Origin of the sequence: Pseudomonas sp. P867, from assembly GCF_019891455.1 — a bacterium.
Taxonomy (GTDB): Bacteria; Pseudomonadota; Gammaproteobacteria; order Pseudomonadales; family Pseudomonadaceae; genus Aquipseudomonas; species Aquipseudomonas synxantha_A.
This window is the reverse complement of the sequence record NZ_JAFLXB010000001.1, coordinates 664,353-677,641: the sequence shown is the minus strand read 5'-3', so window position 1 is coordinate 677,641 and position 13,289 is coordinate 664,353. Positions and strand designations below refer to the sequence as shown.

The 13,289-nt window shown below is 59.8% G+C and carries 10 protein-coding genes; all 10 read right to left on the bottom strand.

Translation table 11 applies throughout. From position 1 onward, the window contains the following. Positions 1 to 2: 2 nt before the first annotated feature. Positions 3 to 713 (bottom strand): 2-C-methyl-D-erythritol 4-phosphate cytidylyltransferase, encoded by a 711-nt coding sequence (gene ispD / locus J1G33_RS03090; protein WP_005785745.1) that lies wholly within the window; start codon positions 711 to 713, stop codon positions 3 to 5. Then, on the bottom strand, positions 710 to 988 hold the full coding sequence (ftsB, locus tag J1G33_RS03085; protein ID WP_003189195.1) for a cell division protein FtsB: 279 nt from the start codon (positions 986 to 988) through the stop codon (positions 710 to 712). The genes ispD and ftsB overlap by 4 nt, the downstream gene beginning before the upstream one ends. A 171-nt stretch (positions 989 to 1,159) precedes the next feature. Further along, positions 1,160 to 2,449, bottom strand: a complete 1,290-nt coding sequence (gene eno / locus J1G33_RS03080) for a phosphopyruvate hydratase (RefSeq protein WP_032877366.1) — start codon at positions 2,447 to 2,449, stop codon at positions 1,160 to 1,162. Positions 2,450 to 2,606: 157 nt separating this feature from the next. Continuing rightward, the gene (gene kdsA, locus J1G33_RS03075; protein WP_003189190.1) at positions 2,607 to 3,452 is read right to left on the bottom strand and encodes a 3-deoxy-8-phosphooctulonate synthase; all 846 of its coding nucleotides are present in this window, start codon (positions 3,450 to 3,452) and stop codon (positions 2,607 to 2,609) included. A gap of 5 nt (positions 3,453 to 3,457) precedes the next feature. Next, on the bottom strand, positions 3,458 to 5,089 hold the full coding sequence (locus J1G33_RS03070) for a CTP synthase (RefSeq protein ID WP_005785740.1): 1,632 nt from the start codon (positions 5,087 to 5,089) through the stop codon (positions 3,458 to 3,460). Between the two features lie 273 nt (positions 5,090 to 5,362). Beyond that, the gene (tilS, locus tag J1G33_RS03065) at positions 5,363 to 6,682 is read right to left on the bottom strand and encodes a tRNA lysidine(34) synthetase TilS (RefSeq protein ID WP_223017670.1); all 1,320 of its coding nucleotides are present in this window, start codon (positions 6,680 to 6,682) and stop codon (positions 5,363 to 5,365) included. Between the two features lie 163 nt (positions 6,683 to 6,845). After that, positions 6,846 to 7,793 carry an acetyl-CoA carboxylase carboxyltransferase subunit alpha gene (locus J1G33_RS03060; protein WP_003189182.1) on the bottom strand — a complete coding sequence of 316 codons (948 nt, stop codon included), beginning with the start codon at positions 7,791 to 7,793 and terminating at the stop codon, positions 6,846 to 6,848. 128 nt (positions 7,794 to 7,921) lie between these two features. Next, entirely contained in the window at positions 7,922 to 11,443 is a 3,522-nt protein-coding gene (gene dnaE, locus J1G33_RS03055; RefSeq protein WP_032877369.1) for a DNA polymerase III subunit alpha, read from the bottom strand. A gap of 76 nt (positions 11,444 to 11,519) precedes the next feature. Then, complete coding sequence (gene rnhB, locus J1G33_RS03050; RefSeq protein ID WP_032877370.1) at positions 11,520 to 12,152, bottom strand: ribonuclease HII; 633 nt, start codon at positions 12,150 to 12,152, stop codon at positions 11,520 to 11,522. Continuing rightward, positions 12,149 to 13,288 (bottom strand): lipid-A-disaccharide synthase, encoded by a 1,140-nt coding sequence (gene lpxB / locus J1G33_RS03045; RefSeq protein ID WP_032877371.1) that lies wholly within the window; start codon positions 13,286 to 13,288, stop codon positions 12,149 to 12,151. Before lpxB ends, rnhB begins: the two co-directional genes overlap by 4 nt. Position 13,289: the final 1 nt, after the last annotated feature.

The following is a 13,289-nucleotide window of genomic DNA, read 5'->3' as shown; positions in this document are numbered from 1 at the left end:
GGTCAGGACGCCTGATAAGCCCGGCGCTGACGCAGCCATTCAAGGTCTTCGGGACGGGTGACCTTTATATTGTCTGCACGCCCTTCGACCAGCCGCGGCGCCTGGCCGGACCATTCCATGGCCGACGCTTCGTCGGTGATCACGGCGTCCGCCACCAGGCTGTCGGCCAAGGCGCGGTGCAAGGCCCCCAGGCGGAACATCTGCGGCGTATAAGCCTGCCAGATCAGGCTGCGGTCAACGGTTTCCACCACGCGGCCATGCTTGTCGACGCGCTTGAGCGTGTCGCGAGCCGGCACCGCCAGCAGACCGCCCACCGGGTCATCCGCCAGTTCAGCCAAGAGTTTGTCGAGGTCATCACGGCTCAAGTTAGGCCGCGCCGCGTCATGCACCAGCACCCAGTCGTCATCGCTGGCACCCAGGGCATTAAGGTGCAGCAGTGCATTAAGCACCGAGCCCGAGCGTTCCGAGCCACCGTCCGCACGCTGGATGCGCGGGTCTGTGGCGCACGCCAGGGTGGGCCAATAAGGATCATCAACAGCAAGACTGACCACCAGGCCCTTGAGCGAGGGGTGGTCGAGAAAACAGCCGAGGCTGTGTTCGAGAATAGTGCGCCCGCCCAATTGCAGGTATTGCTTGGGACGGTCCGCGGCCATACGGGCACCGACGCCCGCGGCAGGAATCACGGCCCAGAAGGCCGGTAGATCGTTATTCATTGGGCCAACTGGTAGAGGGTCTCGCCCTCCTTGACCATGCCCAACTCATGACGAGCCCGCTCTTCAACGGTCTCCGTACCTTTTTTCAGCTCAAGCACTTCGGCGTCCAGGACACGGTTGCGCTCCAGCAGGCGTTCGTTTTCGGCACGCTGGTCGGCAATTTGCTGGGTCAGCTCTTCCACCTGCGCAAAGCTGCCATTACCGACCCATAGGCGGTACTGCAGGCCAGCCAGCAACAAGAGCAAGACGAGGAACAACCAATTGGGACTGCGCATCGAAATCCGGATATCCAGTGAAAAAAGACAGTCATGCAAACCTTTTGCAGCAACTGATAGCACAAAGCCTGGAAAAACCAGGCTTGCGCTTGTCAGTCAGCAGATTAGCGCCGAAATTCACACTTTCGTGAAATTTCTGACGCAACCCGCCGACTTTTTACCATTTACTGCTTAGCCGCGAAACTCGCCGCGACCGTTGTACTTGGCTTTACCTGCCAATTGCTCTTCGATGCGCAGCAATTGGTTGTACTTGGAAACGCGATCGGAACGGCACAGGGAGCCGGTCTTGATCTGGCCCGCCGAAGTGCCCACGGCCAGGTCGGCAATGGTGGAATCTTCGGTTTCGCCGGAGCGGTGGGAGATCACGGCGGTGTAGCCCGCAGCCTTGGCCATCTGGATGGCTTCCAGGGTTTCGGTCAAGGTGCCGATCTGGTTGAACTTGATCAGGATCGAGTTGGCGATCTTCTTGTCGATGCCTTCTTTAAGGATCTTGGTGTTGGTCACGAACAAGTCGTCGCCCACCAGCTGGATTTTCTCGCCGATCTTGTCGGTGAGGATTTTCCAGCCATCCCAATCGGACTCGTCCAGGCCGTCTTCGATCGAGATGATCGGGTAGCGCTGGGTCAGGCCCTTCAGGTATTCAGCGAAACCTTCTGAGTTGAACACCTGGCCTTCGCCGGACAGGTTGTACTTGCCATCCTCAAAGAATTCGCTGGCCGCACAGTCCAGGGCCAGGGTCACGTCGGTGCCCAGTTTGTAGCCGGCGTTGGCCACGGCTTCGGAGATCACTTTCAGTGCATCTTCGTTGGAGGCCAGGTTCGGTGCGAAACCACCTTCGTCACCCACAGCGGTGCTCAGGCCACGGGCCTTCAGTACAGCCTTGAGGTGATGGAAAATCTCGGTGCCCATGCGCAGGCCTTCGGAGAAGGACTTGGCGCCCACCGGCTGCACCATGAATTCCTGGATGTCGACGTTGTTATCCGCGTGCTCGCCACCGTTGATGATGTTCATCATCGGTACCGGCATCGAGTAGACGCCCGGGGTGCCGTTCAGGTTGGCGATGTGCGCGTACAACGGCAGGTCCTGGTCCTGAGCTGCTGCCTTGGCGGCAGCCAGGGAAACGGCGAGGATTGCATTGGCGCCGAGGCTGCCTTTGTTTTCAGTGCCGTCGAGCTTGATCATCGCGTGGTCCAGGGCTTTCTGGTCCAGCGGGTCCTTGCCCAGCAACAGGTCACGAATCGGACCGTTGATGTTGGCTACAGCCTTGAGTACACCCTTGCCCAGGTAACGGCTCTTGTCGCCATCACGCAGTTCCAGCGCTTCGCGCGAACCGGTGGAAGCACCGGACGGCGCGCAGGCGCTGCCGATGATGCCGTTATCGAGAAGCACGTCGGCTTCGACGGTGGGGTTGCCACGGGAGTCGAGAACTTCACGACCTTTGATGTCGACGATTTTTGCCATTGTTGTAAACACTCCAAAGTTGACGAAAACGACGCAGCTGAAGGAAATCTTTTGACCGACCGCAAGGGTGGAACAACGGGGCAGGCTTGCAGACGACAAGGCTCAGGCCCAAGGGCCTGAGCATTTAGCGTGGGAAATTCTACCGGAGAAATGGCAGTTACGCGGTCTCTACCGTCGGAAAACTCTTGACCAGCTCGTCCAACTGCTTGAGTTGGGCCAGGAATGGCTCCAGCTTGTCCAGGCGCAGGGCGCATGGGCCATCACATTTGGCGTTGTCCGGGTCTGGGTGGGCTTCAAGGAACAGGCCTGCCAGGGACTGGCTCATGCCCGCCTTGGCCAGGTCGGTGACCTGGGCACGGCGACCGCCGGCGGAGTCCGAGCGACCACCGGGCATTTGCAGCGCGTGGGTCACGTCGAAGAACACCGGGTATTCGAACTGTTTCATGATGCCGAAACCGAGCATGTCCACCACGAGGTTGTTGTAGCCGAAGCTCGAACCACGCTCGCAGAGGATCAACTGGTCGTTACCCGCTTCCACGCACTTGCTCAGGATGTGTTTCATCTCCTGAGGGGCGAGGAACTGGGCTTTCTTGATGTTGATCACAGCGCCGGTCTTGGCCATGGCGACCACGAGGTCGGTCTGGCGCGACAGGAAGGCCGGCAACTGGATGATGTCGCACACCTCGGCGACCACGGCAGCCTGCTCAGGCTCGTGGACGTCGGTGATGATCGGCACGCCGAAGGCTTGCTTGATGTCCTGGAAGATCCGCATGCCTTCTTCAAGGCCCGGGCCGCGATAGGAGGTCACGGAAGAACGGTTGGCCTTGTCGAAACTGGCCTTGAACACGTATGGGATGCCCAGCTTCTGGGTAACCCGCACGTATTCTTCACAGACCTGCATCGCCATGTCGCGGCTTTCCAGCACGTTCATGCCGCCGAACAGCACCATGGGCTTGTCGTTGGCAATCTCGATATCGCCTACGCGAATGATCTTCTGGGCCATCAGGGTTACGCCTTCTTCTGATGTTGCGTCAGTGCTGCTTTGACGAAACCGCTGAACAACGGGTGACCGTCGCGCGGCGTCGAGGTGAACTCCGGGTGGAACTGGCAGGCCACGAACCACGGATGATCCGGCGCTTCGACCACTTCAACCAGCTTGCCGTCACCGGAGCGACCGGAAATCTTCAGGCCAGCCTCTTTGATCTGCGGCAGCAGATTGTTGTTCACTTCATAGCGGTGACGGTGACGCTCGACGATTACGTCCTTGCCGTAGCAGTCGTGTACCAGCGAGCCGGCTTCCAGCAAGCAGTCCTGCGCACCAAGGCGCATGGTGCCGCCCAGGTCGGACGTTTCGGTACGGGTTTCAACGGCGCCGGTGGCGTCTTCCCACTCGGTGATCAGGCCGACGACCGGGTGGCCGCTGCTGTGATCGAACTCGGTGGAGTTGGCGTCTTTCCAGCCCAGCACGTTACGGGCGAACTCGATAACGGCCACTTGCATGCCCAGGCAGATACCCAGGTAGGGCACCTTGTTCTCGCGAGCGTATTGCACCGCGGTGATCTTGCCTTCCACGCCACGCAGGCCGAAACCGCCCGGCACGAGAATCGCGTCAACGCCTTCGAGCAGCGCAGTGCCCTGGTTCTCGATATCTTCGGAATCGATGTAGCGCAGGTTGACCTTGGTACGGTTGCTGATGCCGGCGTGGCTCATCGCTTCAATCAGCGACTTGTACGCGTCCAGCAGCTCCATGTACTTGCCGACCATGGCGATGGTGACTTCATGCTCAGGGTTGAGCTTGGCGTCGACCACGGCTTCCCACTCGGACAGGTCCGCGCCATTGCACTGCAGGCCGAAACGCTCGACCACAAAATCATCCAGCCCCTGCGAATGCAGGATGCCCGGGATCTTGTAGATGGTGTCGGCGTCTTCCAGCGCGATCACCGCACGCTCTTCAACGTTGGTGAATTGCGCGATCTTGCGGCGCGAGGAAATGTCGATCGGGTGATCGGAACGGCAAACCAGTACGTCCGGTTGCAGGCCGATGGAACGCAGCTCCTTGACCGAGTGCTGGGTAGGCTTGGTTTTGGTTTCGCCGGCGGTGGCGATGTACGGCACCAGTGTCAGGTGCATCAGCATCGCGCGCTTGGCGCCGACTTCGAAACGCAGCTGGCGGATGGCTTCAAGGAACGGTTGGGATTCGATGTCGCCCACGGTGCCACCGATCTCGACCATCGCCACGTCGGCATCGCCTGCACCCTTGATGATGCGGCGCTTGATTTCGTCGGTGATGTGCGGGATCACCTGGATGGTTGCACCCAGGTAGTCACCACGGCGCTCTTTGCGCAGCACGTGCTCGTAGACACGGCCAGTGGTGAAGTTGTTGTTCTGGGTCATGGTCGTGCGGATGAACCGCTCGTAGTGGCCCAGGTCCAGGTCGGTCTCGGCGCCGTCGTGAGTGACGAACACTTCACCGTGCTGGAACGGGCTCATGGTGCCCGGGTCGACGTTGATGTACGGGTCCAGCTTGAGCATGGTGACTTTAAGCCCCCGCGCCTCCAGGATGGCCGCCAATGAAGCGGAGGCAATGCCTTTCCCCAATGAAGAAACAACACCGCCCGTGACGAATATGTAGCGCGTCATGAAAAACCCTAGAAGTCTGCGTTAAAGCGGTCCGAGCCGCCGGGGAAAGCGAAGGAAGGCCGAAGCCCCCGATCACCTGCATTAATCACAGTGCACCTTTCAAAAAAACCGCCGCGTTGTGACAGACCAGCAAGGAAACACCGGTACGTTGATCGCTACACATTTTTTGGAATCGCCCAGCAAAGACTGCTTGGTAATCGGCAACTGCTGCGATTCAGTCGAATCCACAGAAGTTGTATCAAGAAGGGAGCGTAGTCTACCGGAAAGGCGCTATCAGCTCAAACCTTGATCGCAGGTCTGTGGCAACCAATGTAATTGCCAGTCATCCAGCGGACTGGCCCTCAGCCCCGCAAGCGTTGGTACAGCCAGCAATTGCTCGCCCCGATAGACCAGCGGCAATCTGCCACGGACGAAGCCCGGCATACCACTTTCATTCAACAGGCGCTTGAGATCACGCCGGCCTCGACCTGGCACTTCGACGATTTCGCCACCCTGGCGATAACGAATCGACAAGGGTCCCTCGGGAGCCTTGCCGGCAAACATCAGTTGGCCGTTCCCGGGTAACTCTAGTGGATTTCGCGGATCGGGCCAGCTCACCGACACGTCGGAAAATTCCGACCACGTGGAAGGCAGCCACCAAATGCGCTCGCCGCAACGATGAAGCTGACCGTCAGCCAGGCGCCATAACGGCTGTGCGTCCCCCTTGGCATCGCGCAGGGCGTACCAACTGGCCCAGTGGTCACTGTCGGGCAGACGAGTCAGGGGATTCAGCCAATGACGCAAGGCATTGCGCTGGCGCGCATCGGAAAGATCGCGCAACGGAGCAAGGACCAAGGAAGGCAAAGGCAACCAGGGAAACGCTGAAGGCCGATCGGCGGCGGTCAGATCCATGTGCGCCAGTTCGTCGAGCAGGCCCTGGGCTTCACTCAGGTGCTCGGCAGTGCGGGCCAGGCTCAAGACTGCCTGGGGCCAGCGTTGAGTCAGCGCTGGAAAGACTTGGCGACGCAGGTAATTGCGAGAGAACCGTGGATCGGCGTTCGAAGGGTCTTCAATCCACTTCAATTGGTGTTCGTGGGCGTAGGCTTCCAATGCTCCCCGGGAAACCGCCAGCAATGGCCGCACCAAGTGCCCCGTCGCCAACGGGCGACGCTCGGGCATTGCCGCCAACCCACGCACTCCGGCTCCGCGTAACAGGCGGAACAGCAGGGTCTCGGCTTGATCGTCGCGATGCTGGGCGGTGAGCAGCACCTCCCCTGCCCCGATCACCTCGGTAAACGCCTGGTAACGTGCGTTACGCGCGGCACGCTCCAGGCTGGCACCGGGTTGCACCTGCACACGCAAGACCTGCAAAGGTATGCCCAGGCTGTCACATAACGCTTGGCAATGACTGGGCCAGGCGTCAGCGGCCGCTTGCAGCCCATGATGGACATGCACAGCGCTGATGGGCGGCAGGGTTTCGGTGTTTGCCAGGGAAGCCAGAAGGTGCAGCAGGACGGTGGAGTCGAGGCCACCGGAGAATGCAATGCGCCAGGCCGGAGCATTGCGCCAGGGGGCCAGGGTTTTCAGGAGTCTGGCGGGTAGAGCCGGTTTCATCAGATGTCCCCGCCGCAAATCTGGAATACATAAGCCGAGCATACACAAAGCAAATGTGGGAGGGGGCTTGCTCCCGATTGCTGAGTGTCAGTCACTGCATCTGGTGACTGATCCACCGCTATCGGGAGCAAGCCCCCTCCCACATTGAGTTACGGCGTCGACTTTAGAGACCGTAGCTCATAAGGCGCTCGTAACGACGGGCCAGCAGCGCTTCGTTATCCAGCTTCTTGAGCATCGCCAGTTGCGAGCCCAGTTCAGCACGGATGGTCGCGGCAGCCGCGGCCGGGTCACGGTGGGCACCGCCCAGTGGCTCGGCGATCACTTTGTCGACGATACCCAGGCCCTTGAGGCGATCGGCGGTGATGCCCATGGCTTCAGCCGCATCCGGCGCCTTCTCTGCGGTTTTCCACAGGATCGAGGCGCAACCTTCCGGCGAAATCACCGCGTAGGTCGAATATTGCAGCATGTTCAACTGGTCGCACACGCCAATGGCCAGCGCACCGCCGGAACCACCTTCACCGATCACGGTGGCGATGATCGGGGTTTTCAGGCGAGCCATGACGCGCAGGTTCCAGGCAATCGCTTCACTCTGGTTGCGCTCTTCGGCGTCGATACCCGGGTATGCGCCCGGAGTGTCGATGAAGGTCAGGATCGGCATCTTGAAGCGCTCGGCCATTTCCATCAGGCGGCAAGCCTTGCGGTAGCCTTCCGGACGCGGCATACCGAAGTTGCGACGGACTTTCTCGCGCACTTCACGACCTTTCTGATGGCCGATCACCATTACCGGCTGGTCGTCCAGGCGAGCGATACCGCCCACAATGGCCGCGTCGTCGGAGAAGTGGCGGTCGCCGTGCAGCTCATCGAACTCGGTGAAGATGTGTTCGATGTAGTCCAGGGTGTACGGACGGCGCGGGTGGCGAGCCAGGCGCGCGATCTGCCAACTGGTCAGCTTGCCGAAGATGTCTTCGGTGAGCGTGCTGCTTTTGTCTTGCAGGCGAGCGATTTCGTCGCCGATATTCAGCGAATTGTCATTGCCGACCAGGCGCAGCTCTTCGATCTTGGCTTGCAGGTCAGCGATCGGCTGTTCGAAATCAAGAAAATTCGGGTTCATAAGCGTCCGTCTTGGGTCGACGGCCAAGGAGTGCCTGGCCAGCCGGTTGTCTATTCGCGCCCTACCTTAAGGGAGAGGCGCGTTTAGGTCGAGATTAAATGTTCAGCCGAGGTCAGGGGTACTGACCGTCAACGGTATTGGAGGAAGACGTTGTCTCGCCCGAACTGGTCACGCAAAGCTTGAATCAAGCCATCAGCCGGATCAATCCGCCACGTCTCACCAAACTGCAACATGGCCTTGGCGTCGCTGCCGGTGTACTCCATGGTTACCGGGCACGCGCCGCGGTGGCGCTTGAGCAGGTCACCCAACCAGCGTAGCTGATCGCCCTTGAGCGCTTCGGTCTTGACCTTCAAGCGCAGGCTTTCGGCCAGGTTGGTGCGCGCATCTTCCATGCTCATCACCCGTTTGATACGCAGGCGCAGGCCACCGGAGAAGTCATCATTGCTGACCTCCCCTTCCACCACCACCATGGCGTCGGTCTGCAAAAGTGACTGGGCGGAGTGGAACGCGTCGGCAAACAGTGACGCTTCGATCCGGCCCGAGCGGTCATCCAGGGTGATGAAACCCATTTTGTCGCCCTTTTTATTTTTCATCACCCGCAGGGCGATGATCATGCCGGCGACGGTCTGGGTATCCCGCGCGGGCTTGAGGTCGATAATGCGCTGGCGGGCGAAACGGCGGATTTCGCCTTCGTACTCGTCAATCGGGTGGCCGGTGAGGTACAGGCCCAAGGTGTCTTTCTCACCTTTGAGGCGTTCCTTGAGGGTCAGCTCCTTGGCCTTGCGATGATTGGCGTAGACATCCGCATCCTCTTCGACGAACAGCCCGCCAAACAGGTCGGCGTGGCCGCTGTCATGGGTGCGGGCAGTCTGTTCGGCAGCCTTGATCGCCTCTTCCATGGCGGTGAGCAGCACCGCACGGTTACGGTCGATATTGGCCTGGTAAGCCTTCGGCTCATCATGGAAATACGGGCCGAGACGGTCGAGCGCGCCGCTGCGGATCAAGCCATCAAGGGTACGCTTGTTGATGCGTTTGAGGTCAACACGCGCGCAGAAGTCGAACAGGTCCTTGAATGGCCCATCCTGACGCGCTTCGGTGATGGCCTCCACCGGGCCTTCGCCCACGCCCTTGATCGCGCCGAGGCCATAGATGATGCGACCTTCGTCATTCACCGTGAACTTGAACTCAGAGGCGTTCACGTCCGGCGCATCCAGGCGCAGCTTCATGGTGCGCACTTCCTCGATCAAGGTCACGACCTTGTCGGTGTTGTGCATATCGGCCGACAGTACCGCAGCCATGAACGGCGCCGGGTAGTGGGCTTTCAGCCAGGCGGTCTGGTACGACACCAGGCCATAGGCGGCGGAGTGGGATTTGTTGAAACCATAACCGGCGAATTTTTCTACCAGGTCGAAGATGTTACCGGCCAGGTCGGCGTCGATGTTGTTGGTGGCGCAACCTTCAATGAAACCGCCGCGCTGCTTGGCCATTTCCTCGGGTTTCTTTTTACCCATTGCGCGACGCAGCATGTCCGCACCACCGAGGGTGTAGCCGGCCATTACCTGGGCGATCTGCATCACCTGTTCCTGATACAGGATGATGCCGTACGTCGGCGCCAATACAGGCTTGAGGCCCTCGTATTGATAGTCGGAGTGCGGGTAAGCCAGCTCGGCGCGACCGTGCTTGCGGTTGATGAAGTCATCCACCATGCCCGATTGCAGCGGGCCCGGACGGAACAGCGCCACCAGTGCGATCAAGTCTTCCAGGCAGTCGGGCTTGAGCTTTTTGATCAGCTCTTTCATGCCCCGGGATTCAAGCTGGAACACCGCCGTGGTTTCGGCCTTTTGCAGCAGGCTGTAGGTCGGTTTGTCGTCCAGCGGGATAAACGCGATATCCAGCGGTTCTTCGCCGACCTTGGCGCGGTCGCGGTTGATGGTCTTGAGTGCCCAGTCGATGATCGTCAGGGTACGCAGGCCGAGGAAGTCGAACTTCACCAGGCCGGCCGCCTCCACGTCATCCTTGTCGAACTGGGTGACCAGGCCGTCGCCTTCTTCATCGCAGTAGATCGGTGAAAAGTCGGTGAGCTTGGTCGGCGCGATGACCACACCACCGGCGTGTTTACCGACGTTACGCACCACGCCTTCGAGCTTGCGCGCCATGTCCCAGATTTCGGCGGCTTCTTCATCGACCTTGATAAAGTCGCGCAGGATTTCTTCCTGCTCGTAGGCTTTTTCCAGGGTCATGCCGACTTCGAACGGGATCATCTTCGACAGGCGGTCGGCCAGGCCGTAGGACTTGCCCTGCACCCGCGCCACGTCGCGAATTACCGCTTTCGCCGCCATGGAACCGAAGGTGATGATCTGACTTACCGCGTTGCGGCCGTATTTCTCGGCCACGTATTCAATCACGCGGTCACGACCATCCATGCAGAAGTCGACGTCGAAGTCGGGCATCGACACCCGTTCCGGGTTCAGGAACCGTTCGAACAGCAGGTCATATTCCAGTGGGTCAAGGTCGGTAATCTTCTGAACATAGGCCACCAGCGAGCCAGCACCTGACCCCCGGCCGGGACCTACCGGTACGCCGTTGTTTTTGGCCCACTGGATAAAGTCCATTACGATCAGGAAGTAGCCGGGGAATCCCATCTGGATGATGATATCCAGCTCGAAATTCAACCGGTCGACATACACCTGGCGCTTGGCTTCGTAGTCTTCAGTGGTGTCCTTGGGCAGCAGAACGCTAAGGCGTTCTTCCAGGCCATCGAACGACACTTTGCGAAAGTATTCGTCGATGGTCATGCCATCGGGTATCGGGAAGTTGGGCAGGAAGTGCTTGCCCAGTTTCACTTCGATGTTGCAGCGCTTGGCGATCTCGACGGAGTTTTCCAGGGCCTCGGGCAAATCGCTGAACAGTTGCGCCATTTCATCGGCGCTTTTGAGGTATTGCTCTTCGCTGTAATTCTTCGAGCGGCGCGGGTCATCCAGGGCCCGGCCTTCGCCGATGCACACGCGGGTTTCATGGGCCTCGAAATCTTCTTTCTTGATAAACCGCACATCGTTGGTCGCCACCAGCGGCGCCCCCAGCTTATCGGCCAGGGCTACGGCAGCATGCAGATGTTCTTCATCGTTGGGGCGGTTGGTACGCTGGACTTCCAGGTAGAAACGGTCCGGGAATACCTGCATCCACTCACGTGCCAGCACCTCGGCTTCCTGGGGATTACCGCCCAGCAACGCGATACCGATCTCGCCCTCTTTAGCCGCCGAGAGCATGATCAGGCCTTCGCTGGCTTCGGCCACCCACTCGCGCTCGATGATGATCGAGCCGTTGCGCTGGCCGTCGATAAAGCCGCGGGAAATCAGTTCAGTGAGGTTGCGATAACCCACGCCGTTCATCGCCAGCAGGCTGATGCGGCTCAGTGGGTTATCCGGGTCCTTGTTGGACAGCCACAGGTCGGCGCCACAGATCGGCTTGATGCCGGCGCCCATGGCGTTCTTGTAGAACTTGACCAGGGAACACATGTTGTTCTGATCGGTTACCGCCACCGCAGGCATATTCATGCCCACCAGGGTTTTGACCAGTGGTTTGATCCGTACCAGGCCGTCGACCAGGGAGTACTCAGTGTGCAGGCGCAGGTGAACGAATGAAGCCGGCATAGTGATCCTGTCTTGATACATGAAAACAACAAGGCCCGGATTGTACCGGGCCTTGGTAAAAACATCAGCCTTGCTGCTAAACCTCGATCAGACTTTCGCGGGCCTCATAAGCCAGGCGTACCGGGGCAAACGAGCGGCGATGGATCGGGGTCGGGCCCAGCCGAGCCAGAGCTTCCAGATGAACGGGCGTCGGGTAGCCTTTATGGCCGCCAATCCCGTAGCCGGGGTAGATCAGTTCGAACGCAGCCATTTCACGGTCACGGCTGACCTTGGCGAGGATCGAGGCGGCGGCAATGGCTGGAACCTTGCTATCGCCCTTGACCACCGCTTCCGACGGCATCGCAAGCTTCGGGCAACGGTTGCCATCGATCATCGCCATTTTCGGGGTGATATGCAGCCCTTCAACAGCACGCTGCATGGCTAACATGGTTGCATGGAGGATATTAAGTTTGTCGATTTCCTCGACTTCAGCGCGAGCGATATGCCAACTCAGGGCCTTTTCACAGATCTCGTCATAGAGCTTTTCGCGGCGCGCCTCGGTAAGCTTTTTCGAATCATTGAGGCCCAGGATCGGGCGGTTCGGATCAAGGATTACCGCCGCCGTGACCACTGCGCCACACAGCGGGCCGCGTCCTACTTCGTCAACACCGGCCACCAGTTCGTGAGCTTGGGCAACCAGGCTGAAATCCAGGCCCATTTGCGTGGTCATAAGGCTTCCTGTTTATGGCCGATCAAGGTCAGCACGGCGTCGGCCGCCTGGTTCGAGGCATCACGACGCAACGTGCGATGAATGTCGTCGAAACCACGGGTCTGCTCTTCGCCGCCGTCAATCAAGGGCAGTAAGGTTTGCGCAAGCGCTTCAGGCGTTGCATCGTCCTGCAACAACTCTGGCACCAGCAGGCGCTGGGCCAGCAGGTTGGGCAGGGAGATATAAGGGCTCTTGACCATGCGCTTGAGAATCCAGAAGGTCAGCGGCGCCAGGCGATAGGCTACAACCATTGGCCGCTTGTACAGCAAGGCTTCAAGGGTGGCAGTGCCCGACGCAATCAACACCGCATCGCAGGCTGCCAGAGCCAGATGGGACTGGCCGTCAAGCAGGGTCAGCGGCAGGTTGCGACCTTCCAGCAGGGTCTCGATCTGTGCGCGGCGTTGCGGGCTGGCACACGGCAGCACGAAGCGAACCCCCGGTTTTTGTGCCTGCAGACGTTCGGCAGCATCAAAAAACAGCGCCCCCAGGCGCCCTACCTCACCGCCACGACTGCCCGGCATCAACGCCACCAAGGGGCCGTCGGGCAAGCCCAGTTCGGCACGCGCGGCAGCACGATCGGCTTGCAACGGAATGGCATCGGCCAGGGTATGGCCGACAAACCGCACCGGTACGCCCTTCTCTTCGTAGAACCTGGCTTCGAACGGCAACAGGGTCAACATCAGGTCGCAGCCTTCGCGGATCTTCAACACGCGCTTCTGCCGCCACGCCCATACGGATGGGCTGACGTAGTGCACGGTCTTGATCCCGGCCTGACGCAATTTGAGTTCGATATTGAGCGTGAAATCCGGTGCATCGATGCCGATAAAGACGTCAGGCTTTTCATCGATCAGCGTCTTGATCAACAGCTTGCGGCGAGCGAGCAGCTCACGCAGGCGTCCCAACACCTCCACCAACCCCATGACCGACAGCCGCTCCATGGGGAAGTAGGAGGCAAGCCCTTCGGCCTGCATCAGCGGCCCACCCACGCCGATAAACTCCACCGCAGGATGCTGGGCCTTGAGGGCTCGCATCAGGCCAGCACCCAGAATATCGCCGGACGCTTCACCGGCCACCAGCGCAATACGCAAATTGGCCATG